Genomic DNA, 23,967 nt, shown 5'->3' with positions numbered 1-23,967 from the left:
CAATGAGTAACCCCATTCCCGCTTCCATTTTCCGGGCCTATGACATTCGCGGCATCTATGGCGAGACCCTGACGGATGAGTGGGCGTACCAGATCGGCCGCAGTATCGGTTCCGAGGTGCTGGCTCAGGGGCAGAAGGCTATTGCTGTGGCCCGTGATGGCCGGCTTTCCGGGCCAGCGCTGGTGAAGGCTCTGAGTGACGGCATCCGTGCGACCGGCTGTGATGTCGTGGATGTGGGAATGGTCCCCACCCCCGCACTGTATTTCGCCACCTACCACCTGGATGGGCTTAATTCCGGGGTGATGTTGACCGGGAGCCATAATCCAGGCAACTACAATGGCTTCAAGATCGTGATTGATGGCACCACATTGTCCGGTGATCGCATTCAATCGCTGCATCAACGGATTGTTGAAGATGATCTGGTGTCTGCTGCTGCTGGCAATTATCAGGAAACCGAGGTGCTGACGGCGTACCAGGAAGCCTTTCTTGCTGCTCACTCCCTGGCTCGACCCATGAAGGTAGTGGTGGACTGCGGTAACGGCATTACCGGGGTTCAGGCTCCTGATGCCCTGGCTGCGCTGGGCTGTGAGGTGGTGCCACTGTTCACCGAGGTAGACGGTACCTTCCCCAATCATCATCCGGATCCGGGTGATCTGAAGAACCTTAAAGACCTGATTGCCAAAGTGAAGCAAGAGAAAGCCGACCTGGGGTTGGCCTTTGATGGCGACGGTGACCGGGTTGGGGTGATTACCCCGGCAGGTGAAGTCGTTTACCCGGATATCCTGCTGATGGCGCTGGCCGAGGATATGGTGAGCCGCAATCCGGGCGCCAAAGTGATCTTCGATGTGAAGTGCACCGGTACATTGTTCGAAGTGATCCGCCAGGCCGGCGGTGAGCCGGAGATGTGGCAGACCGGCCACTCCCTGATCAAGGCGCGTATGAAAGAAACCGGGGCCTTGCTGGCGGGGGAGATGAGCGGCCATATCTTCTTTGCCGAAGACTGGTATGGGTTTGATGATGCGCTGGTAGCAGCGGCCCGGATTCTTGGCATTATCAGCCGCTCTGATGGCGATGCGGATGCCCTTTTCGATGGCTACCCGTCCCTTTGCACCACCCCGGAAATCAATATTGATGTTACCGAGGAAAACAAGTTTGCCATCGTCGACTACCTGCAGAATCAGGCAGATTTTGGCGAGGGCGAGCGCCGCGTGATTGATGGTATCCGGATGGACTATGCCGACGGCTGGGGTCTTTGCCGAGCGTCAAATACCTCTCCCAAACTTGTTTTGCGGTTTGAGGCTGAGAATGAGGCGTCGCTAGACAGGATTCGCCGATTGTTTGAGAAAAATGTCGATGAGGCCATGGCTGCCTCGTAGCGCTATGTCGATCAGGTTTGCCTCTGGTGTTGGAGTGCCCTGATGCGCAGGAAAGTGGCGAAGGGAAAACGGTAAGGGCAAGAATAAATACGAAGTGGAAGGGTGCATGGCATTACCATTGCTCGCTATTGTTGTTCCAACGTTCAATCGCTCTGAAAACCTTGAGCGGTTGCTCAAGGCTTTTTCAGCTTCGGGAGTCGTTGAGGAGGCCGCCTTTGTGGTAATTGATGATGCCAGCCGGAGGTCAGTTAAAAGCGAGCTGGCACGGCTTTCTCGCCTTTATCCCTTTGCCCAATTCGAGTTTTTTGATCGCAATCAGGGGGCGCCGAATGCGCGCAATCGAGGGGCAGAGTGTATTGATTCCGAGTGGTTGTGGTTCATTGATGACGATGACGTGGTCGAACCCTCTGTGTTCAAGGATGTCGTTGGCTTCATCCGGCAAGACGGTGTAAGGGATATCGTGTTTCTGGAGGCGAGAAATATCAGTCAGGAATCAGTGTCGGTCGCCTCAATGCAAGGTGACAATCTCCATGATTATCTGGCGCGTTATGGGCAGACAGTCAATACCTCCTGTACGTTGATGAGGCGCAAGCTGTTCGACCGGATTGGAGGATGGGATCCGCAACTGGTTGCAGGGCAGGATACGGATCTTTTTTTGCGTGCGTCAGAATTCTCCGATGCATCAATTGGCAAGGGCATATTCATTGACATTGTTCATGATGCCAATGATCGGATTACCCGTAATGCCAAACGGCAAATGATTGGCAAGATTCAGTTTTTGCGGAAGAACTGGTCACGATTGCATTGGGTTAGGCGCATGCGATATGTCGCTACCTTTGTGCTTTGTGTTCCGTATATCAAAAAATTGCTGTAAAGACGCCTTGTTAGGGCGTTATGTGCGAGAAATCGAGAGAACGTATGGATATTAATCAAGCTGTTGTGCTGGTCACCGGTGGTACGGGTTCCTTTGGCAAGACCATGGTTAACAAGCTACTGGCCGGAGGTTGCAAGGAAATTCGTATCCTGAGCCGCGATGAAGCCAAGCAGGAAGAAATGCGGATTGCTTACGGCCGCCAGGAATTGAAATTCTATATAGGTGATGTGCGTGATCGTGCCGCTGTGGACAAGGCCATGCGAGGTGTAAACCTCGTGTTCCATGCAGCTGCGCTCAAGCAGGTACCCTCCTGTGAGTTTTTCCCGATGGAAGCAGTTAAGACCAACATCATTGGCAGCCAGAATGTCATCGACAGTGCGGTGGCGGCCGGGGTGAAAAGCCTGGTTTGTCTCAGCACCGACAAGGCGGTGATGCCGGTGAACGCCATGGGCATGTCCAAGGCAATGATGGAAAAGGTGGCGCAGGCCTCCAGCCGTCAGCTGGGTGAGGACGAAACGGTCATCTCCTGTGTGCGTTATGGCAATGTGATGTGTTCGCGGGGGTCTGTGATTCCCCTGTTTATCAAGCAGATCAAGGAAGGCCAGCCGCTGACCATTACCGAGCCGACCATGACCCGCTTCATGTTGTCTCTCCAGGACGCGATCGAGCTGGTCAACTTTGCTTTCGAGAATGCCTGTCAGGGCGATATCTTCATTCGCAAGGCGCCTGCCTGCACCGTGCATCAGCTTGCCAAAGCCTTGTTGGAGATCTTCGATGCTGACAATGAGATCAAGGTGATTGGCTGGCGCCATGGGGAAAAGCTTTACGAGACCCTGGCCAGTGCTGAGGAGTTGCTGCGTTCCGAGGACATGGGGGATTACTTCCGGGTCAGTTATGACAGCCGGGACCTGAATTATGCCAAGTTCTTCACCGAAGGTGATGTGAGTGAGGCCGCTACAGAAGATTACCATTCCCATAATACCCATCAGCTTTCGGCAGACGAACTGAAGGCCTTGCTGTTGTCCCTGCCTGAAGTTCAGGCCGCGTTGAACGACTAAGAGGTTGGTTATGAAAACGGTGATTACCGGTGCTGCAGGTCTTCTGGGTTGGCATCTTCGTTGCCATCTCAGCACTCTGGATGGCTGGAAAGACGGTGTGGTGGCGCTGGATCGTGAGGGGTTCAATGACGATGCTACCCTGAAACAGGCTCTGCAAGGTGCTGACGTGGTGGTGCATTGCGCTGGTATCAATCGTGCCGAAGAGAAAGAGCAGGAAGAAGGCAATATCGCCCTGGCTCAACGCTTGACTGATGCTCTGGCCGAGACCGGGGGCAGCCCTCATCTGGTGTACTCCAACAGCACCCACAAGACGGCGGGTAATGCCTACGGTCGTGGCAAGGCTGGTGCTGATGCGATCTTCCGCGCCTGGTCTGAAGGGTGTTCTGCGCGCTACACCGAGCTGGTGTTGCCTCATGTATTCGGTGAATGTGGCCGGCCTTTCTATAACTCAGCAGTATTTACCTTCTGTCACCAGATCGCGAACGGAGAGCCGTTGAGCATCAATGGCAGTGGCAAGCTGGAATTGATCCACACTCAGGATATCTGTGCTCGCATTGTGGATGCGGTTGGCAGAGGCGAAACCGGTGAGCTCCGCCTCAAGGGGCGGCACATTCCGGTCGCGGAAGTAGCTGGCAAGCTGATCGCCATGCACGACAGCTATACCAGTAATGTGATTCCCGACCTGCGTGATCGCTTCGAGCTTCAGCTGTTCAACACGCTGCGTTCTTTCATGTACCCGGACTTTTACCCCAGCGAGCTGACGCTGCATACGGATGATCGGGGTTCGCTGTTCGAGGCTGTGAAGACGGATAACGGCGGGCAGGCGTTCCTGTCTACCACCAAGCCGGGCATCACCCGCGGTAACCACTTCCATTTTGAGAAGGTGGAGCGCTTCCTGGTGATTCGCGGGGAGGCGGTGATTCGTCTGCGCCGTCTGTTTGATGACGAGGTGAAGGAATTCCGGGTATCCGGTGACAAGCCGGTGTATATCGACATGCCCGCTCTGCATACCCACAGCATTACCAATGTGGGCGAGGATGAGCTGATGACGCTGTTCTGGAGCCACGAGATTTTTGATCCGGAAGCACCGGATACCTATTTTCTGCCGGTATTGCAGGACCAGGAGAACTGATTAATGAAAGTGATGACGGTGCTGGGTACCCGCCCCGAGATTATTCGTCTGTCTCGAGTGATGGCAGCGCTGGACCAGGTGGTGGACCACAAGCTGGTGCACACTGGCCAGAATTACGATTACGAACTCAATGATGTGTTCTTTGAGGAACTGGGGGTGCGCAAGCCTGACCACTTTCTCAATGTGGACACCTCTACGCTGGGGCGTAGCCTGGGTGAAATCCTGATCAAGACCGAAGAGGTGTTGTTGCAGGAGAAGCCGGATGCGGTGCTGGTACTTGGCGATACCAACAGTGCCATTGCCACGGTGATGGCCAAGCGCATGAAGATTCCCACTTATCATATGGAAGCGGGCAATCGCAGCTTTGATGCTAATGTGCCGGAGGAGATCAACCGCAAGATGGTCGATCACCTGGCGGATTTCAATCTGGTTTACACGGAGCATGCCCGCCGTCATTTGCTGAGTGAAGGCCTGTCTCACCGTTACATCTACCTGACCGGTTCTCCCATGCGCGAAGTGCTGGAGCACTGTCTGCCGGACATCGAGAAGTCCGACGTGCTGGAGCGCCTTGGTCTTGAGGCCGGCAAGTTCTTCATTGTCAGCGTTCACCGCGAGGAGAACGTGGACAGCAAGGAGAATCTCAAGCAGGTGGTGGAAGCGTTGCAGTCCCTGCACGACACCTTTGGTTATCCGGTGGTAGTGTCCACTCACCCGCGTACCCGTAACCGGCTGGAAAAGCTCGGTCTTGCCGATGCCAGTGGTGATATCCGTTTCCTCAAGCCGTTCGGTTTCTTTGACTACAACCGGCTGCAGATGACCGCGTTCTGTGCGGTGAGTGACAGCGGCACCATCAGTGAAGAGTCATCGGTGCTGGATTTCCCGGCAGTAACCTTGCGTCGTTCCATTGAGCGCCCTGAAGCGCTGGATACCGGTGCTATCGCGCTGACCGGGCTGGACAAGGACAGCCTGGTGGAAGGGGTGCGGATTGCCACGGCCAGCCGCGAGGTGTTTTCCGGCACCGAGCGCGAAATTCCGGAAGCCTACAAGGTGCGCAATACCTCTGAGCGGGTGGTGCGACTGATTACCGGCACGGCTCGTCTGGCCAATCACTGGCGCAATATGGACGAATTCAGTCGCTATGACTGGTAAGGCGTCTTGATGGGTAAGGGCAGGGCGGATATCGCCATTATCAACCGTAGTTTCTGGCCGATTTATCCCGTAATCGGTGAGGCGCTATTGCGCTTTGCGGAAGGCGCGGCGGACCAACACCGGGTCTGTGTGATCATGCAGGATCACGCCGATATCCGCTCGCAGCTGAGTGAGCACCAGCGTGGCAAGGGAGTGGAATTCTTCCCCGGCAAGGCCTGGTCCACGTCGGGCAGCAGTATTCTGGCCCGTATTCTGGACGCGGTGTTTTTCATGCTGTGGGTGGCGTTCTGTTTGCTGAAGACCCGGCCAAGGGAAGTCTACGTTTCCACTGATCCGCCGGTGCTGGTGCCCATTATCGTCATGCTCTATGCGCGGTTGTTCGGCGCCTCCTATACCTATCATCTCCAGGATATCCATCCCGAGGCCACCAATGTGGTGATCCCGGTCAATCGTCTGCTGTTTCGCTTTCTGCGCTGTATGGATAGCGCAGTGATGCGCCGCGCAGGGCAGTTGCTGACGCTCACCGAAGAAATGAAGACGGAGATCCTGTCCCGGTCCAGGACGCGGGCGCCGATTCATCTTTTGAGCAACCCGGCGGTGTCTTTTGACGGTGTGCAGGAGCGCGAGGAGAAGATCCCGGGATTCTCTTTCTGTGGTAACGCCGGGCGGCTTCAACGCATCCCGCTGGTGGTCGAGGCGATCGACGCGTACCTGAAGGATGGCGGCCAGTTGTCGTTTGCGTTTGCCGGCGGTGGGGTGTTCAGTGCGGACATCGAACAGCTGGCGGCGCGTTTCCCGGAGCGGGTGACCTACCATGGGCAGGTGTCGGCCTCGGCCGCGGCCCAGTTGAATGTGGATTACCAGTGGGCCTTGCTGCCGATTGAAGATGAGGTGACCCGCTTTGCCTTCCCCAGCAAGACCTCATCCTATGTGTTTTCCGGTGCTCTGATTCTGGCGGTGTGTGGCAAGGCCACCAGTGTGGCCCAATGGGTGGCGGCGAACCGTCTCGGCTGTGTGGTTGAGCCGGAGGTGTCTGCATTGGCCGACTTTTTCCGCCTGGTGGAGCGTGGTGAGGTGGATCAGGCCGGGTTTGATCTGCAACGTGAGGATTTGAAGGCGGCACTGGGTTTCGATGTGTTTGTGGCGCATCTGAACAGGTTGGTGCTGGGCAGGGTGACGTCATGAGCCTGCGAGTGGCGATTACCGGAGCCAATGGGTTCCTTGGCCAGGCGCTGGCCAGCCGTTTGCAGACCGCAGGATGCTCGGTGACCGGGATTGTGCGGCGGCAGTTTGCAGCCCCTTATCCGCTGTGCGTGGTCTCCGGGCTGGATGATGAGCAGCTGGCGCCGCTGCTGGCTGAGTGTGATGTGGTGGTGCATACCGCTGCCCGGGCCCATGTGATGGCCGATGAAGCGGTGGATCCGCTGGCGGCTTATCGGGCCGTGAATGTGGAAGGCTCCCTGTCGATCGCTCGCCGTGCGGCCGAGCAGGGCGTGAAACGGTTTGTGTTCATCAGTTCCATCAAGGTGAATGGTGAATCGACACAACCCGGAGCCCCCTTTACCGCAGAGACTGCACCTGCACCGGAAGATGCCTATGGGATTTCCAAGCATGAGGCGGAACAGGCGCTGACGGCCCTTGCCGCCGAGACCGGCATGGAAGTAGTGATTATTCGCCCGCCGCTGGTGTACGGTCCGGGTGTGAAAGGCAACTTCGTCGGCATGATCAAGGTGGTGCTGAAGGGGCTGCCGTTGCCGTTGGCCTGGGTGAACAACCGTCGCTCCCTGGTGGGGCTGGCGAATCTGGTGGATCTGATCCGGGTATGTCTGGATCATCCCGCGGCTGCGGGACAGGTGTTTCTGGTCAGCGATGGGGACGATCTCTCCACCGCAGAGCTGTTGCGGCGGGTAGGGGCTGCGCTTGGCAAGCCTGCCCGGTTGTTGCCTGTTCCCCCCGCGCTGCTTCGCCTGGGGGCAACCCTGCTGGGCAAACAGGCGGTGGCTGACCGCTTGCTGGGGTCGTTACAGGTAGATATGAGCGCTACACAGCATACGCTGGGATGGGCGCCGCCCCATACTGTTGATGAGGGCCTGCAGGGTTGCTGCGGGCCATACCAAAAAGGGAATTAGTGTGTTGATCCGATTGCTGGATTTTGTCTTTGCTCTGGCCGGGCTGGTGTTCGGGTTCCCGGTATTTCTGGTGTTGCTGGTGCTGGGCTATTTCGATACCGGCTCGCCGTTGTTCCGTCAGGAGCGGGTAGGGCGCCACCAGAAGCCCTTTATTCTGGTGAAGTTCCGTACCATGCGCCCGGATACGGCCTCGGTGGCTTCTCATTTGGCGGATGCGTCCGCGATTACCCCTCTCGGGCATTTCATGCGCAAGACCAAGCTGGATGAGCTGCCCCAGCTGTGGAATGTGCTGAAGGGCGAAATGAGCCTGGTGGGCCCGCGCCCCGGGCTGTTCAACCAGGAAGAGCTGACCGCCGAGCGCAGCCGTCTGGACGTCTACGCTGCGCGCCCGGGCATCACCGGGCTGGCGCAGGTGAGCAATATCGATATGTCCACGCCGGCGCTGTTGGCAGAGACTGACCGCAAGATGCTGGATAGCCTGACGGTGGTGGACTACTTCAAGTACATTGTCATGACGGTGACCGGATCTGGCAGTGGCGATGCGGCCAAGAAGCCATAACATATTGTTAAGACAGGGGTTGTTGCTCGCGCGGACAATTGGATATCCGGCGAATTCGCTTATAATCCCTACAGGCTGATGCCGGGTTCTGGAGTGAGCGCGGTTGCCGGCTTTGGAATTGACAGAAACATGGGACGCTGATGTCGAGAAAGCTGCTTTATCCCTCTGCCCACAGGCTGGTCACCCTCTCTCGTTTTGCCAAGCGTTGCATCATGATTGGGGCGGATACGCTGGCCATGCCAGCGCTGATCTGGGCGGCTTATGCCTTGCGGTATGGCGACTGGGTTCCGCCCATCAAGGATCCCTGGATGCTGGTGGCGGCTCCCGCGTTTGCGGTTCCTCTCCTGTTCTTCTTCGGCTTCTATAAATCCGTGGTCCGCTATCTGGGCTCAGAGGTGGCCTGGGCAGTGCTGTACGCCATTGGCGCCAGTATGCTCGGCCTGGCTGCACTGTCGTTCCTGTTGCAGGCCATCGAGATTCCCCGATCGGTGTTTGTGATCTGGGGCACGCTGGCGGTGCTTTATCTGGCGGGCAGCCGTTTTCTGATTCGTCGTTTCCTGTTGAATGTGCTGGGTAGTGCCTATGTTCGGCAGCCTGTGGCGGTCTTCGGGGCGGGTGACGCCGGCGCCCAGCTGGTGACCGGACTGCGCTCCAGTGCGGAGTTTTTCCCCGCACTGGTGGTGGACGATTCGCCCAGTAAACGTGGCACGCTGATCGCGGGGGTGCCGGTGGTGGATCGGGCCGGCCTTGAGAAAGCGGTTCGACGCGAGCGTGTGTCGGCGGTACTGTTGGCGGTGCCTTCCATCCGGCGTGCGGACAAGATGGAAATTGTGCGCTGGCTGGAAACCCTCAACGTTCGTGTGCAGACCGTTCCCTCCTTTAATGACATGGCCAGCGGCCGCGCCAAGCTTGAAGAGCTGAGAGATGTGGCCATCGAAGACCTGCTGGGCCGCGACCAGGTGCCGCCACAGCAGGATTTGCTGCATCGTTGTATCAGCCACAAGCAGGTGCTGGTGACCGGTGCGGGTGGTTCCATTGGCAGCGAGCTGTGTCGGCAGATACTGAACCTGTCGCCCACTAAACTGGTGCTGTTCGAGCAGAGTGAATTCAGCCTTTATGCGATCGAGCGGGAGCTGAAAGAAGCTGCCACGGCGGCAGGGCTGGATGTGGAAGTGATCGCTGAACTCGGTACGGTAGTGAATCGTGAGCACGTTGAGCGGCTGTGTCGCCATCATGGCATTGATACGGTGTATCACGCTGCTGCCTACAAGCATGTGCCCATCGTGGAAGAGAACCCCGTGGCGGGTGTCCGGAACAATATTCTGGGCACGTTGGCGGCGGCTCAGGGGGCTGAGGCCGCAGGCGTACAGCACTTTATCCTGGTTTCTACCGACAAGGCAGTACGCCCCACCAATATCATGGGCGCCACCAAACGCTTTGCCGAGCTGGTCCTGCAGGGCATGGCAGAAAAGAGTGAGAAGACCATTTTTGCCATGGTGCGATTCGGTAATGTGCTGGGCTCTTCCGGCTCCGTTGTCCCGCTGTTCCGCGAGCAGATCAGCAAGGGTGGGCCGGTGACGGTCACACATCCTGATGTGATCCGTTATTTCATGACTATCCCCGAGGCGTCCCAGCTGGTGATTCAGGCCGGTGCCATGGCAAAGGGCGGTGAGGTATTCGTGCTGGATATGGGCGAGCCGGTAAGGATCCTGGATCTGGCTACTACCATGATCCATCTGATGGGCCTGACGGTGCGGGACGAGGAAAATCCTGATGGGGACATCGCGATTACCTTCACAGGGTTGCGTCCTGGCGAGAAGCTTTATGAGGAACTGCTGATCGGGGAGTGCAGTGTCAAGACGGAACACGAGATGATCATGCAGGCTTCCGAGGAGTATCTCGGCTGGGAGGCGCTGCAGGACGCCCTGGCTAACTTCAGGCAAGCGCTTGAAGCATGGGATGGCGAGCGGATTCAGATGTTGTTGTGCCAGTATGTGGAAGGTTTTCAACCTGGAAGCAGTGGAGAAAAGTCCCTGGAAAGCCTGCAGACACGTGCATTACCAAGTGTTTCGGGGCGTTGATAATGTGTTTGGGTACCCCTGATTTCTTTTCACACATTCATTCCTGAAAGGGGAGCGCGCGGGTTTTGGAAAGTATTCTTGTTACCGGCGGTGCCGGTTATATCGGTTCTCATACATCTCTTCTGCTACTTGAAGCGGGCTATCAGGTGGTGGTGCTGGATAATTTCAGCAACAGCAGTCTTGAGTCCCTGCGTCGTGTGGAACGGTTAACTGGTAAGACGGTCACCGTGATCGAGGGAGATATCCGCGATGAAAAGCTCCTCGACCAGCTGTTCACCGATCACGCGATCACTGCGGTCATCCATTTTGCTGGCTTGAAGGCTGTGGGTGAGTCTGTGTCTGAACCCATGCGCTATTACGACTGTAATGTGGCGGGAAGTCTGCGTTTGCTGGAGGCAATGGACAGGGCAGGGGTGAAAACCCTGGTCTTCAGTTCCTCTGCCACGGTTTATGGTGATCCAGCCTCGGTCCCAATTCGCGAAGACTTCCCCTTGTCTGCGACAAACCCTTATGGGGCAACAAAATTACATATCGAGGATATGCTGCGAGACCTCTATCGCTCTGATGACAGCTGGAAATTGGCGATCCTTCGTTACTTCAATCCGGTGGGGGCCCATGAAAGTGGTGAGATAGGGGAAGACCCCAGTGGTATTCCGAATAATCTGATGCCGTATATTGCCCAGGTAGCCGTTGGCAAGCGGGACATGCTGAGCGTTTTTGGTGGAGACTACCCGACCCCGGACGGGACAGGGGTGAGAGATTATATCCATGTAATGGACCTTGCCTCTGGGCACCTGGCTGCGTTGGAGCGGCTGGCCGAACGGGGCGGGCTGTTGACCACCAATCTTGGAACCGGGCAAGGCTACAGCGTACTTGAGATGGTTGATGCTTTCTCAAAAGCCTCTGGTCATGAGGTGGCTTACCAGATTGTTGAGCGTCGACCCGGTGATGTGGCGAGTTGCTATTCGGATACATCACATGCAGAAGCGGTTCTGGGCTGGAAGGCTCAACGGGGTATCGATCAGATGTGCGAAGATCATTGGCGCTGGCAGGAAAAAAATCCTGGGGGCTATGATGCGTAACTCTCCCGCTCTGCTTACTTAGCCGGCTAGTTGCCCCTTATTTGTCACGTTCATCAGAAGAGCGTTACACCCTGACGGGGAAAGTGGCGGTTTTATTTCCGTCAGAATGTTTTGCCGAGGTATGAATGATCACCGTTAACCTCACGACCACGCTGCAGCGGCTCGAAGTTTGCAGAATTTCTCTCGCATCCATATTGATGCAAACGCGAATGCCTGACCGCATTAATCTCTGGGTTTCTGCCGCCCCCTATCTCCTTGATAAGGGGATTTCTGATGGGGAGCAGTTGCAAACGCTAATCGAGTCTATTCCAGTCAAGGATCGTGACCGGATAGCCGTGAGGTGGGTGGACAATACAGGGCCTTACCGAAAGCTTATCCCCGCGCTTCGGGAAGCATCAGAAGATGATGTTGTCATCACTGCTGATGACGATATCTTTTACGGCAGGAGCTGGATTGAAAAAATGCTTGATGCGTCTGAGCGTTTTCCGAACGAGGTCATTGCCCCCAGAGTAAGACAAGTGAAACGTAACGCCTGGGGTGGCGCAATTTCATATCTGTACTGGCCTATTGTCAGAAAGCCTGTCTGTATGGAGAGTGACTTTGCGGTGACTTTTGGCGGTGGTGCGGTGCTTTCCCGTTCTTTTTTCCGTGAAGCTGATATTCACAATGATGATTATCTGAGTGTGGCTCCAACGTCAGATGACCTCTGGTTCTCCAGATTGCTGCAGCTCAAAGGTGCCAGGGTAAGGGTGTTGCCGTCCCTGCTGGATGACATTTTCATGGTCGAGATCGAGGGCGGCTTGAAAATGGATAATCTCGCCCGCGGATACTCATTGTTTCATCGGGTGGTAATCAGGATTCGCAACAAGGTCGCCGGCTATTTCGGCATACCTGTGTGCGGCAATGATCACGCTTTGCGTGCCATCGACACGTATTTCAAATCGGCAGATTAACTTCCCGGGGCTGCTCTGATCCTTGTGGTGGTCGCTACTGACGCTCCATCTTGCCTGTCACCATCAGAGTGATGGTGATCCAGATATTCAGAGCCCACAAGGCTGCGATTACCCAAAGCGCCGTCCACTTTTGGCTGCGGGAGATGTTCCCGCTGTTGATGGCGTAAAGCGCTCCTCTGATCGGGGGGGAAAGTGTTTTGAGTAGATACTTTCCTCTTTGTTGGGCGGGGCCCACCAGCACTTGCCCACCTCTGACCCTTTTCATCTTTGTTGTGATCTCTTTCCAGCTGTTTCTGGCTGGGTGGTTGACGTTCGCTTCAGGGAGATAGACAAGAGTGGTGCCTGCGGCTTTGGCGCGCAGACAGAACTCACTATCCCCACCGGAGAAGCGCTGGTCATCGAATGTGCCGATTTGCTCGAAAACGCTTCGGGGAATTGAAAGGTTGGCGGTTACAGCCCAGCCATCCTTGATGTAGCGCGCCTGGGGAAGGCCAAGTGCCGTGTCGTACACTTCGATAGCATTAGGCTTGCCCGGCTTGAATCGTTTAACCGTCACTCCGCCTGCGATTAATGTCGGTGTAGATTGGGCTTGATAGGTTGTCCAGATTTTCTCTAGCCAGGTGGCTTCGGGCTGGCAGTCGGCATCGGTGAAAACCAGCAGTTCTCCTTTGGCCTGCGTCAGGGCCTTGTTTCTTGCTGCGTATGAGCCCGGGGTGGGGCATTCGAGCAGGGTAACGAAATCTGGAAGGCTGTCCTGACTGGGGACGATGTCCGAACTATTATCGACGATAAAACACTCCCACTGGTCTTTGGGCAGCGTCTGCTCATCCAGTGCCTTGAAAAGGCCCTCTGTTAGTTCCCAGTGCTGATATATCGGGATGATCACAGAGATGGGTGGTGTGCTTTTGCTCATATAAAGATTTGTCCGGCAGCCGTCTGACAAAGGTGAGTGGCAGGTCGGGTGGTAGAAGTGAGGGGCAAGTTTAGCAGGGGTAATGTGTGCGAGAAACGGGGGCAGGTTGGTGGGGGCAAGTGATTGTGCCGTTTCGTGATGCCCTTTACTTCGCTGAGGCTCGTGATCGCCATGCGAGCATGGCTCCTACAGGGGAGGGGTTTGATTAACCTTGGTCGGCAGGGGGGGGATTATTGGGCAAAGAAAAAGGGCTTACCCGATGGATAAGCCCCTTTCTTGTTTGGCTCCGCCTGCTGGGCTCGAACCAGGTGAATTCAACTGAATTCACCAATGATTAACTGTTGGCCGCAGGACAACCAATCATTGGGGCAAAGAAAAAGGGCTTACCCGATGGGTAAGCCCTTTCCTTATTTGGCTCCGCCTGCTGGGCTCGAACTAGGTGAATTCAACTGAATTCACCAATGATTAACTGTTGGCCGCAGGACAACCAATCATTGGGCAAAGAAAAAGGCCAGTACCTTACGATACTGGCCTTTCCTGTTTGGCTCCGCCTGCTGGGCTCGAACCAGCGACCCAATGATTAACAGTCATTTGCTCTACCAACTGAGCTAAGGCGGAATGTCTTGAGGCGCGTATACTAGTGACGCACCCGGGGGTCGTCAATACCCCCGTGGTGCGTTTGCCGATTATTTAGCCAGAGCTTGCTCAATTCGGCGGATTGCTTCCTTCAAGGTGTCCATGCCAACGGCAAAAGACAGGCGCATGCAGCCCGGTGCACCGAAGGCAGAACCCGGCACCAGCGCTACTTCGGCGGTTTCCAGCAGCAGGGCGGCCAGGTCGGTGTCGGTTTCGACGCCGTCCATGTTGGCGATGGCTTCGGAGAAGTCCGGGAACGCATAGAAGGTGCCGTCACCCTGGGCGCATTTCACGCCGGGCAGGGCATCCAGGGCCGCGGTCAGGTAGTCGTGACGCTCCTTGAAGTGCTTGACCATCTCGTCGACACAGCCCTGGTCACCGTTCAGGGCCGCTTCGGCGGCTGCCTGGCTGATGGAGGCCGGGTTGGAGGTGGACTGGGACTGCACTTTCTTCATGGCAGCGATCAGCTTCTGCGGGCCTGCGGCATAGCCGATACGCCAGCCGGTCATGGAGTAGGCCTTGGAGACACCATTCATCACCACGGTGCGGTCATACAGCTCCGGGGTAGCGTTGAGGATGTTCACGAACGGCTTGCCGGTCCACAGAATGTGCTCGTACATGTCGTCGGTGGCGACGATGATGTTCGGGTGCTTCTTCAGCACTTCACCCAGAGCGGCCAGCTCTTCGATGGAGTAGGCCATGCCGGACGGGTTGGACGGGCTGTTGATCACGAACAGGCGGGTTTTCGGCGTGATGGCCGCTTCCAGCTGCTCGGGGGTGATCTTGAAGCGGCTGTTCACGTCAGTTTCGAGGATCACAGGGACGCCGCCGGCAACCAGTACCATGTCCGGGTAGCTCACCCAGTAGGGCGCCGGAATGATGGCTTCGTCGCCGTCGTTCAGCAGGGCCAGGGCCATGTTGAAGAAGGACTGCTTGCCACCGCTGGACACCAGGATCTGACCTGCTTCGTAGTCCAGACCGTTATCGCGCTTGTACTTGTCGATAATGGCTTTTTTCAGACCAGGAGTGCCGTCGACCGGGGTGTATTTGGTCTTGCCGGCGTTAATTGCTTCGATGGCGGCTTGCTTGATGTGATCCGGGGTATCGAAATCCGGCTCACCTGCGCCCAGCCCAATAATGTCTTTGCCCTGTGCACGGAGCTCACCGGCTTTGGCGGTGATGGCAAGGGTGGGAGACGGCTTGATGCGTTGTACGCGGTCGGAAAGGCTGATATCGGACATGCACTCCTCGTTCGTCTTAAAGAGTCGTATAGGCTGCGCTTTTGGCGCAGAAAGGGGCGTGCATTTTACCGGACTTGGCCGGGAATGTCCCGTATTTCCTGTGGGGAGGGTGGGGGTATCGCGGTCGAACGACCGCTCCCACAGAGGGGTGGGGGAGGTGCGATGTTTTGTGGGAGCGGTGGTTCCACCGCGATTTTTTGGGTTGTTATAACCAGGCGGCATACCAGAATGGGTAATCCCCGACAGCTGTCCCACAGTTTGACTTAGCGAAGTCCGGAACCCGTCAGGCAGGCAAGCCGCCGCATTTTGACGCTAGCAGATGCCTGTCTCGTGGGAGCCTGCTTGCAGGCGAATGTTGGTGCGGCAAGGGCTATTCGCTTGCAAGCAAGCTCCCACAAGAGAAAGCGCCTCCGCTTCCTCAGAACCTTCAGGAAACTGTGGGACAGCAGTGGGTAATCCCCGACTTTTGGGACCAGTCCAGCCCTGAGCGGGTTGGCTACAATGTAGCGGGCTGCTGATATGTCATCGCACTCTGACAGGTGCGTGTCCTCGCCGGACGGGCCCAAAGGGGGAACTGGCTCCCCCTCTGGACTCCCCGCCACCCCGACTCCGTTCGGCCTGCTCCGCAGGCACACTCCGGTACTTACACAGATTGAGAAGGGGATCTGGCGGACGCAAAAAAGACTCGCTCCGCTCAGACAGGTTTTTTGCTCTACGCCGCCAGATCCTTCCGTTCCTCGACTCACTCGAACGGGGAGGATGCCGTGCTGATGGCATTGGTGTGTTATCAGAAGCGTGGTCAGGCAGCTGTAGGAGCGAGCCTGCTCGCGATCCGAGCCTCGGCGAGGTAAGGGGCCCAGAGGTGCTTGAAGAGCGCCAGTTATTCGCTACGTTCACCCCTTCGGGGCCGCCTTGCAGGCGTTCCTTCGCTTCGCTCGGTGAGGCGCAAACCCGAACCTTTGCGAGGTAAAAGAAAGTTACGGGTGCCGAGAAGCGAGTTTCGAACCCCTAAAATCTGTCGCTGGCGGTGTTTGCCTTTCGCAACTCGTGACTCGAAACTCGATTCTGCGCCCTTGCCCGCTAACTTGAACCCTCTCCCTGCGGTCGCCGCGCTGCGCGCGGTTCGTCCCTCGAGTGGGACTCCTACAGTGGGATTTGGGCCGGTGCAGGAGCTGCTGTAGGAGCGCCCATCCACAAGCCGCTGTATGAGCCTGCCTGCAGGCGATCCGAGCCCAAGCGAGGTAAGGGCAATTCACGCCGTTGCCATTCCAGCTCTGCTACAATACGTGCCGATTTTGAATCGTTCGATTTTGCTGCCTGCCCGACCGGGTGGGCGGATATCAGGGTGTGTCCATGTCTGAAAGCCTGTTCAAGCTCCATTCCGATTACCAGCCGGCGGGTGACCAGCCCACGGCCATTGCCCAGCTGATTGAGGGTATCAATGATGGCCTGGGGCATCAGACTCTGCTGGGGGTAACCGGTTCGGGCAAGACCTTCACCATGGCCAACGTGATCCAGCAGACCGGGCGGCCCACCATCATCATGGCGCCTAACAAGACGCTGGCGGCGCAGTTGTACGGGGAGTTCAAGGAATTCTTCCCGGAGAATGCGGTGGAGTACTTCGTTTCCTACTACGACTACTACCAGCCGGAAGCCTATGTGCCGAGCTCGGACACCTTCATCGAGAAGGATGCCTCGGTGAACGAGCAGATTGAGCAGATGCGACTGTCGGCCACCAAGGCGATTCTGGAACGCCCGGACACCATTATCGTGGCCACGGTATCGGCGATTTATGGTCTCGGTGACCCGGCCAGCTATCACGCCATGGTGCTGCATCTGGTGCGGGGCGACAGCATTGATCAACGGGATTTGCTGCGCCGTCTGGCGGAATTGCAGTACACCCGCAACGAAATGGATTTCCGCCGTGCCACCTACCGGGTGCGCGGGGATGTGATCGATATCTTCCCGGCGGAAGAGGAAAAGGAAGCGGTACGCATCGAGCTGTTCGATGACGAGGTGGAGTCCATCAGCATCTTCGATCCGCTCACCGGTGAGGTGATCAAGCGGGTCAGCCGCATCACCATCTACCCCAAGAGCCACTATGTGACCCCCCGTGAGGTGGTGCTGAAAGCCATCGACATGATCAAGGAAGAGCTGGACGAGCGCCTCAAGGAGCTGAAGGAGCAGAACAAGCTGGTGGAAGCCCAGCGGCTGGAGCAGCGCACCCGGTTCGATATCGAGATGTTGCAGGAGCTGGGTTACTGCAACGGGGTGGAAAACTATTCCCGGCTGTTTTCCGGTCGCGCCCCCGGTGAGGCACCGCCGACCCTGTTCGATTACCTGCCGGAAAATGCGCTGCTGATTGCGGACGAGTCCCACGTGACCATTCCCCAGCTGGGCGCCATGTACAAGGGGGACCGCTCGCGCAAGGAAACCCTGGTGAACTTCGGTTTCCGCTTGCCCTCCGCCATGGATAACCGCCCGCTCAAGTTCGAGGAGTGGGAACGGCTGGCGCCGCAGATGGTGTTCGTGTCGGCCACCCCCGGCCCCTATGAAGAGAAATACGCGGGCCAGGTGGTAGAGCAGGTGGTGCGACCTACCGGGCTGGTGGATCCGCAGATCGAAATTCGCCCGGCCGGCACCCAGGTGGATGACCTGCTGGGCGAGGCCAAGGAGGCCATCGAGAAGGGTGAACGTGTACTGGTAACCACGCTCACCAAGCGTATGGCTGAGGATCTGACTGAATACCTGGGCGAGCACGGCATTGCGGTGCGCTATCTGCACTCGGACATCGATACCGTGGAAAGGGTGGAGATCATTCGCGACCTGCGCCTGGGCAAGTTTGACGTGCTGGTGGGGATCAACCTGTTGCGCGAAGGCCTGGATATGCCGGAAGTGGCGGTGGTGGCGATCCTGGATGCGGACAAGGAGGGCTTCCTGCGGTCTGACCGTTCCCTGATCCAGACCATCGGCCGGGCCGCCCGTAACGTGAATGGCCGGGCCATTCTCTATGCGGACAAGATGACCGGCTCAATGGAGCGGGCCATTGAGGAAACCAACCGCCGCCGCGAGAAGCAGGAAGCCTTTAACAAGGAGCACGGCATCACCCCGCAGGCCCTCAACAAGAAGATCCGCGACATCATGGATGATAGCGGCGGCAGCCAGTTCGACCGCAAGGCGGGCAAGGGCAAGCACAAGAAGGTGGCCGAGGAAGCCTCACCCTACGAATCCATGTCCCCGGCCCAGCTGGCCAAGGAAATCGAGAAGCTGGAAGCGAAGATGATGGAACACGCCAAGAATCTGGAGTTCGAGGACGCGGCGGCGACGAGGGACAAGATTCATCAGCTGCGTGAGTTGGGGTTTATGCGGTAGAGAGCAGTTAACAGTGAATAGTTAACAGTGAACAGTGCGCGTTAAGCGTTTGGGGTTCCTGGAACGTAAGAGGCCGCACCCATGGTTTGGGCGCGGCCTCTTTGCTTGAAGATGGAATAGATGCGGCCCGCGCCGCTGTTAACTGTCTGGAGGTGGTTTTGTAAGTCAGGGGGTATGATCGCCCCACGGTCCATGCCTTGCTGCGCAAGGTTCGCACCTCGAGCGGTGCTCCTACTGGGGCTGAGGCTTGGTGTGTAGGAGTCTCGCTTGAGAGACGAACCGCGTGACGCGCGGAAATTTCTTTTCCTCGCCAAGGCTCCCATTCGCACCTCACCGAGCAAAGCGAATAACGGGTGCTTATATCGGAAGTCTGCAAACGTAAGAGGCCGCACCCATGGTTTGGGCGCGGCCTCTTTGCTTGAAGATGAAGCAAGCGCGGCTCGCGCCGCTGTTAACTGTTCACTGTTCCTTGTTCACTGTCACTGAGTTGCTCCACCCAGATCAGCGTCCCCGCAATCACCGCCACCGGCATGATGAACAGGTTCACCAGCGGGATCATGGTCAGGGCCATGACGATGGCGCCGAAGGTGAGTACCAGCCAGCGTTTCTTCTGCAGGCGTTGCAGCATGACTTCGAAGGGTACCTGGCGGTTGTCCGCGCCGAAATCGATGTATTGCATGCCCAGCAGCCAGCCGGACCAGAGGAACCAGATGGCGGAGGCGAAGACGTTGATCACCGGGATGAAGTAGATAACCCCCACCACGAACAGCACCAGCAGGGCGCGCCACAGCCAGTACCAGGTTTTGCGCAGTTCCCGCTTGAACGTGCGCACGATCATGGCGGGGATGGATTCCTCCGGCATGGGGTGGCCGGTGACCTGGAAATCCACCTTCTCCGCCAGGAAACCCATGAAGGGAGCGGCGATCAGCTGCACGCCGATAGAGAAGATGCTGGCGAACAGGGCGAGCAGCAGAATCCAGACCAGGATGATGGCGGCGTCGAGCACGAATTCCAGGGCGCCATTAAGGAAGCTCCAGAAGCCGGAGAAGGCCCAGTCTGCCGTGGAGGCGGCTATCCAGCCGCTGATCCAGCTGCCGCTCGCCCAGTACAGGCCCCCGAACACCACGATGTTGAAGATCAACGGGATGATGACGTAGGGGCGCAGTTCCTTGCTGCGGGCCAGGGTCAGGCTGCGTTTCAGGTAGCTGATGGCATCGGCGATCTGGGACACATTCAATCCTTGTAAAAAGAGACGCTTCACGCGGCACGCATCATGCAACACGCAGGGAAGCGAAGACGGGTTGGGGTGAATGGTACCTGTCGGGCCCCGCGCTGCACAGGGTGGGGAAAAAGCGGCAAGCTTCAAGCTTCAAGCAGCAAGGAAAATTGCAAGACAGGGAAGGGCGCTGTAGGTGTGGTTGTTTGGCAGCGATGCAGGCGCCGGTGTCGTAGCCGCTGTAGGAGCTCTCTGTGCTCGTCAGGGTATGCCTGCAAGCGATCCGAGCCTTGGCGAGGGAAAGGGACGCTATGAGTCACGAGGAGCAAGTTTCGAACCCCCAAAACCCTCTACTGGCGGTGTTTGCCTTTCGCAACTCGCCACTCGTAACTCGCTTCTGCGCCTTCGCGGTGGCCCCCCCGCTCCCACAAAACCGGGGCGGGAGCCGGAAATCATCAAATCCGGTAAAACTGCCACGGGTTTTTGGCATGTTGCGTGCTGCGTGAAGCCTGTAGCGGCTTTATCGGTATCTCGCCTGATGAATTCGCGGGCGGTTGTCGCTAGACTTACTCCTTTTAATGCCTGCGCTCTAACCGTGGGCGGCGAAAGTCATTGATTTCGCCCAATTTTTGGCCAGATGGCCCGAGTTTAAGCAAACACTATGCGACTGAAATCGATAAAACTGGCCGGGTTCAAATCCTTTGTGGACCCTACCACCACCAATTTCCCGGAGAACCTCACCGCGGTGGTGGGGCCCAACGGGTGTGGGAAGTCCAACATCATTGATGCGGTTCGCTGGGTAATGGGCGAATCCTCCGCCAAGCATCTTCGCGGTGAGTCCATGGCGGACGTGATCTTCAACGGCTCCAATGCCCGCAAACCGGTGGCCCAGGCCTCCATCGAGCTGGTATTCGATAACTCCGATGCCACCGTCACCGGCGAATACGGCAAGTTCAACGAGATTTCCGTCAAGCGTCAGGTGACCCGGGACGGCCAGTCCAACTATTTCCTCAACGGCACCAAGTGCCGCCGCAAGGACATCGCCGACATCTTCCTGGGTACCGGTCTGGGCCCGCGCAGCTACGCGATCATCGAGCAGGGGATGATTTCCCGCCTGATCGAGGCCAAGCCGGAAGAGCTGCGGGTCTACATTGAGGAAGCCGCGGGGATTTCCAAGTACAAGGCCCGTCGCCGCGAGACCGAGAACCGCATCCGCCGTACCCGGGAAAACCTGGAGCGCCTTACAGACATCCGTGACGAACTGGGGCGTCAGCTGGAGCGTCTGAGCCGTCAGGCCAGTGCCGCCGAGAAGTACAAACAGCTGAAGGAAGAAGAGCGTCTCAAAGGCGCCCAGCTCAAGGCACTGCGCTGGAAAGGCCTGGATAATCAGGTGAAGCAGCTGGACTTCGTGATCGGCGAGCTGGATGTGTCCATGGAGGCGAAGATCGCCGAGCAGCGTCATGTGGACGCGGAAGTGGAGCGTCTGCGCGAGAAGCACCATGAAGTGCAGGAGCGCTTCAATGAGGTGCAGCAGCACTTCTATGCACTGGGTGCCGAGGTGGCGCGCCTGGAGCAGAACATCCAGAACCAACGTGAGCGCAAGCAGCAGCTGTACGAGGAGCTGGACCAGATCAACGCCAGCTTCCGTGAATCCGACGAACACCTGAAGATGGACACCGAGAAGGTGGCCGAGCTGGATGCCATTCTGGCCGAGCGTGAGCCGGAACTGGAGATGATCAGCGAACAGCAGGAAGCCTCCAATGAGGCGCTGGCGCTGGCAGAAGAAGCCATGCAGGCGTGGCAGCAGGAGTGGGAAGAGTTCAACGGCAAGTCTGGCGAGTCCCGCCGGCAGGCTGAGGTGGAACAGTCCCGCATCCAGCATCTGGAGAAATCCCAGGAGCGCCTGAACGATCGCATTGAGCGTCTCAAGAAAGAGCAGGAATCTCTGGATGCCGGTCCGTTGGCCCAGGAAATGCGTCAGCTGGAAGAGCAGGTGGAGCAGTTCCGCGCCCAGGGCGAGGAAAGTGAGCTGCGCAGCGAATCCCTGCAGGAAGAAATCAATCAGATGCGTCGTGAAAACGGCGATCGTGGCCGCCAGCTGGAAGAGGCCCGTGAGAAGCTGCAGACCCTGAAGGGCCGTCGCACCTCACTGGAAGCCCTGCAGAAAGCGGCCATGGGCGATGATGGCGCGGTCAGCGACTGGCTCAACCGTCACGAGCTGGATGACGAGCCGCGTCTGGCGGATCAGGTACAGGTGGCTGAGGGCTGGGAAAAGGCCCTGGAAGCGGTGCTGGGCGACGCCCTGCAGGCGGTGGCCATCAGCGGCCTGGATCAGGTCAGCGACTGGCTGGGTGATCTCAGCCATGGCCGGCTGGCGCTGATTGGTCCTGCGTCCGTGAAAGGCGAGGGCAGTGTCACTGATCTGTTGCGCGACAAGGTTGACGGGCAAGTACCGGAAGGCCTGCTGGCCGGCGTCTACGTGGCAGACAACCTGGATGCGGCGCTGACCCTGCGTGGCCAGTTGGCGGCCCATGAGTCCGTGGTCACCCGGGACGGCATCTGGCTGGGGCCGGACTGGCTGAAGGTGGCGAAAGAGGAAGACCAGGAAGCCGGTATCCTCGAGCGTCGTCGCGAGCTTGAAAGCCTGGAAGACGAGATCGATACCCTGCAGGTCACTGTCGATGAGCTCAAGGAGCAGCTGGAAAGCACCCGTGAGCAGATCGGTGAGCTGGAGGAAGAGCGCGAAGAAGTGCAGCGTCAGGCGGCCCGTCTGAACCGGGACCTGGGTGAGATCAATGCCCAGGTCAGTGCCCGTCAGGTGCGTCTGGAGCAGATCACCATGCGCCGCGAGCGGCTGGGTCGGGAAATGGAAGAGACCCAGGAGCAGCTCGAGCAGGAACAGGAACAGATGAAGGAGGCCCGTGCGGTGCTGGCGGAAGCGCTGGACCTCATGGAAGCCGACAGCGGCCAGCGTGAGGGGCTGCTGTCTCGCCGTGACGAGCTGCGTCTGCGGCTGGACGAATCCCGCCAGAAGGCCCGTCACGATCGTGACCAGTCACACCAGATTGCCATGGAAGTGCAGGGCGCCAAGACCCAGGCGGACTCCTTGCGTCAGAACCTGTCTCGTCTGGAAGCCCAGGTACAGGCCATGGCCGAGCGCAAGGCGCTGCTGGAAGAGCAGACCCGCGAAGGTGATGAGCCCGGTGCCGAGCTGCAGATGCAGCTGGAAGAAAAGCTGGAAGTGCGCCTGGAAGCGGAGCACAAGCTCACCGAGGCTCGCCGGGAGCTGGAAGCGGTGGATCACGAGATGCGTAATCTCGAGGGCCAGCGCGGCCAGTTCGAACGCCAGGCCCAGGAAATCCGCAGCACCATGGATCAGAAGCGAATGCACTGGCAGGACCTGAGCACCCGCCGCCAGACCGTGGCGGAGCAACTGTCCGAGCAGAACTTTGACCTCAAGACCATTCTCGACAACCTCCCTGAAGAGGCCAACGAGAAGGAGTGGGGCGAGGAAATGGATCTGATCGGCCAGCGAATTTCCCGCCTTGGCCAGATCAACCTGGCGGCCATCGACGAATACGAGCAGCAGTCGGAACGCAAAACCTATCTGGACAGTCAGAACGATGATCTGGAAGACGCGCTCAAGACCCTGGAAAATGCCATCCGCAAGATCGACCGGGAAACCCGGGCGCGCTTCAAGGAATACTTCGACCGCATCAACCGTGGTCTGCAGGAGCTGTTCCCGAAGGTGTTCGGCGGTGGCCACGCTTACCTGGAGCTCACCGGCGAGGACTTGCTGGATACCGGGGTGGCGATCATGGCGCGGCCTCCGGGCAAGCGCAACAGCACCATCCACCTGCTGTCCGGTGGGGAAAAGGCGCTGACGGCGCTGTCGCTGGTGTTCAGTATCTTCCAGCTCAACCCGGCACCGTTCTGTCTGCTGGATGAGGTGGACGCACCGCTGGATGACGCCAACGTGGGCCGCTTCTGTAACCTGGTTTCAGAAATGTCTGCAAAAGTGCAGTTTATCTACATCACACATAACAAGATTGCGATGGAGATGGCTGCTACCCTGATGGGGGTGACCATGCATGAGCCTGGGGTATCCCGTCTGGTGGCGGTGGATGTGGAAGAAGCGGCCGAAATGGCGGCGATGTAATAGACCAATTTCATGCGCAAATGATGGGGTGTCGATG

The 23,967-nt window shown here is 57.8% G+C and carries 16 protein-coding genes and 1 tRNA gene; 13 read left to right on the top strand and 4 right to left on the bottom strand.

The features are described 5' to 3' along the window. Positions 1-2: 2 nt before the first annotated feature. The 11 genes from MWU49_RS03795 to MWU49_RS03745 all read left to right on the top strand — a co-directional run bounded on the left by MWU49_RS03795 (position 3) and on the right by MWU49_RS03745 (position 12,393). The gene (locus MWU49_RS03795; RefSeq protein ID WP_246968361.1) at positions 3-1,376 is read left to right on the top strand and encodes a phosphomannomutase/phosphoglucomutase; all 1,374 of its coding nucleotides are present in this window, start codon (positions 3-5) and stop codon (positions 1,374-1,376) included. Between the two features lie 106 nt (positions 1,377-1,482). Then, positions 1,483-2,250 carry a glycosyltransferase family A protein gene (locus MWU49_RS03790; RefSeq protein ID WP_246968359.1) on the top strand — a complete coding sequence of 256 codons (768 nt, stop codon included), beginning with the start codon at positions 1,483-1,485 and terminating at the stop codon, positions 2,248-2,250. A gap of 44 nt (positions 2,251-2,294) precedes the next feature. Further along, positions 2,295-3,308: an SDR family NAD(P)-dependent oxidoreductase gene (locus MWU49_RS03785; protein WP_246968355.1), complete on the top strand. Its 1,014-nt coding sequence runs from the start codon at positions 2,295-2,297 to the stop codon at positions 3,306-3,308. A gap of 10 nt (positions 3,309-3,318) precedes the next feature. Further along, entirely contained in the window at positions 3,319-4,440 is a 1,122-nt protein-coding gene (locus tag MWU49_RS03780; protein WP_246968352.1) for an NAD-dependent epimerase/dehydratase family protein, read from the top strand. A 3-nt stretch (positions 4,441-4,443) separates the two neighbouring features. Then, positions 4,444-5,589, top strand: a complete 1,146-nt coding sequence (gene wecB, locus MWU49_RS03775) for a UDP-N-acetylglucosamine 2-epimerase (non-hydrolyzing) (protein WP_246968350.1) — start codon at positions 4,444-4,446, stop codon at positions 5,587-5,589. A 9-nt stretch (positions 5,590-5,598) separates the two neighbouring features. Further along, on the top strand, positions 5,599-6,774 hold the full coding sequence (locus tag MWU49_RS03770; protein ID WP_246968348.1) for a glycosyltransferase: 1,176 nt from the start codon (positions 5,599-5,601) through the stop codon (positions 6,772-6,774). Further along, positions 6,771-7,718: an SDR family oxidoreductase gene (locus tag MWU49_RS03765; RefSeq protein ID WP_246968346.1), complete on the top strand. Its 948-nt coding sequence runs from the start codon at positions 6,771-6,773 to the stop codon at positions 7,716-7,718. Before MWU49_RS03770 ends, MWU49_RS03765 begins: the two co-directional genes overlap by 4 nt. Position 7,719: 1 nt before the next feature. Then, a complete protein-coding gene (locus tag MWU49_RS03760) occupies positions 7,720-8,277 on the top strand; it encodes a sugar transferase (RefSeq protein ID WP_348646687.1) in 558 nt (185 codons plus the stop codon). Positions 8,278-8,417: 140 nt separating this feature from the next. Beyond that, complete coding sequence (locus tag MWU49_RS03755; protein WP_246968344.1) at positions 8,418-10,358, top strand: nucleoside-diphosphate sugar epimerase/dehydratase; 1,941 nt, start codon at positions 8,418-8,420, stop codon at positions 10,356-10,358. Positions 10,359-10,423: 65 nt separating this feature from the next. Continuing rightward, a complete protein-coding gene (gene galE / locus MWU49_RS03750; protein ID WP_246968342.1) occupies positions 10,424-11,440 on the top strand; it encodes a UDP-glucose 4-epimerase GalE in 1,017 nt (338 codons plus the stop codon). A 125-nt stretch (positions 11,441-11,565) separates the two neighbouring features. After that, positions 11,566-12,393, top strand: coding sequence for a glycosyltransferase (locus MWU49_RS03745; RefSeq protein ID WP_246968340.1), 828 nt, complete (start codon positions 11,566-11,568; stop codon positions 12,391-12,393). A gap of 34 nt (positions 12,394-12,427) precedes the next feature. Here MWU49_RS03745 and MWU49_RS03740 read toward each other — a convergent pair whose 3' ends face one another. The 3 genes from MWU49_RS03740 to MWU49_RS03730 form a co-directional block, all read right to left on the bottom strand. Continuing rightward, positions 12,428-13,306, bottom strand: a complete 879-nt coding sequence (locus MWU49_RS03740) for a glycosyltransferase (RefSeq protein WP_246968338.1) — start codon at positions 13,304-13,306, stop codon at positions 12,428-12,430. A gap of 542 nt (positions 13,307-13,848) precedes the next feature. Then, positions 13,849-13,924: transfer RNA gene (locus MWU49_RS03735), tRNA-Asn, on the bottom strand. 68 nt (positions 13,925-13,992) lie between these two features. After that, complete coding sequence (locus MWU49_RS03730) at positions 13,993-15,183, bottom strand: pyridoxal phosphate-dependent aminotransferase (protein WP_246968335.1); 1,191 nt, start codon at positions 15,181-15,183, stop codon at positions 13,993-13,995. Between the two features lie 1,353 nt (positions 15,184-16,536). Between MWU49_RS03730 and uvrB the strand changes: the two genes are divergently transcribed. Beyond that, positions 16,537-18,555 (top strand): excinuclease ABC subunit UvrB, encoded by a 2,019-nt coding sequence (uvrB, locus tag MWU49_RS03725; RefSeq protein WP_246968332.1) that lies wholly within the window; start codon positions 16,537-16,539, stop codon positions 18,553-18,555. Positions 18,556-19,006: 451 nt separating this feature from the next. Here the strand turns inward: uvrB and cysZ are convergent, their stop codons facing one another. Then, a complete protein-coding gene (gene cysZ / locus MWU49_RS03720; RefSeq protein ID WP_246968329.1) occupies positions 19,007-19,786 on the bottom strand; it encodes a sulfate transporter CysZ in 780 nt (259 codons plus the stop codon). A 646-nt stretch (positions 19,787-20,432) separates the two neighbouring features. Here cysZ and smc point away from each other — a divergent pair. Next, on the top strand, positions 20,433-23,930 hold the full coding sequence (smc, locus tag MWU49_RS03715) for a chromosome segregation protein SMC (protein WP_246968326.1): 3,498 nt from the start codon (positions 20,433-20,435) through the stop codon (positions 23,928-23,930). Positions 23,931-23,967 lie beyond the last annotated feature (37 nt).

This window comes from Alcanivorax sp. S6407 (assembly GCF_023016115.1).
Taxonomy (GTDB): Bacteria; Pseudomonadota; Gammaproteobacteria; order Pseudomonadales; family Alcanivoracaceae; genus Alcanivorax.
The sequence above is the reverse complement of the archived record's forward strand: the minus strand, read 5'-3'. Positions and strand labels throughout refer to the sequence as shown.

Coding starts and splice junctions, on each gene's coding strand:
- uvrB (WP_246968332.1), top strand. CDS start 16,537: ATGTCTGAAAGCCTGTTCAAGCTCCATTCCGATTACCAGCCGGCGGGT.
- MWU49_RS03795 (WP_246968361.1), top strand. CDS start 3: ATGAGTAACCCCATTCCCGCTTCCATTTTCCGGGCCTATGACATTCGC.
- MWU49_RS03770 (WP_246968348.1), top strand. CDS start 5,599: ATGGGTAAGGGCAGGGCGGATATCGCCATTATCAACCGTAGTTTCTGG.
- MWU49_RS03765 (WP_246968346.1), top strand. CDS start 6,771: ATGAGCCTGCGAGTGGCGATTACCGGAGCCAATGGGTTCCTTGGCCAG.
- MWU49_RS03790 (WP_246968359.1), top strand. CDS start 1,483: ATGGCATTACCATTGCTCGCTATTGTTGTTCCAACGTTCAATCGCTCT.
- MWU49_RS03780 (WP_246968352.1), top strand. CDS start 3,319: ATGAAAACGGTGATTACCGGTGCTGCAGGTCTTCTGGGTTGGCATCTT.
- wecB (WP_246968350.1), top strand. CDS start 4,444: ATGAAAGTGATGACGGTGCTGGGTACCCGCCCCGAGATTATTCGTCTG.
- MWU49_RS03740 (WP_246968338.1), bottom strand. CDS start 13,306: ATGAGCAAAAGCACACCACCCATCTCTGTGATCATCCCGATATATCAG.
- MWU49_RS03745 (WP_246968340.1), top strand. CDS start 11,566: ATGATCACCGTTAACCTCACGACCACGCTGCAGCGGCTCGAAGTTTGC.
- MWU49_RS03755 (WP_246968344.1), top strand. CDS start 8,418: ATGTCGAGAAAGCTGCTTTATCCCTCTGCCCACAGGCTGGTCACCCTC.
- MWU49_RS03785 (WP_246968355.1), top strand. CDS start 2,295: ATGGATATTAATCAAGCTGTTGTGCTGGTCACCGGTGGTACGGGTTCC.
- MWU49_RS03730 (WP_246968335.1), bottom strand. CDS start 15,183: ATGTCCGATATCAGCCTTTCCGACCGCGTACAACGCATCAAGCCGTCT.
- smc (WP_246968326.1), top strand. CDS start 20,433: ATGCGACTGAAATCGATAAAACTGGCCGGGTTCAAATCCTTTGTGGAC.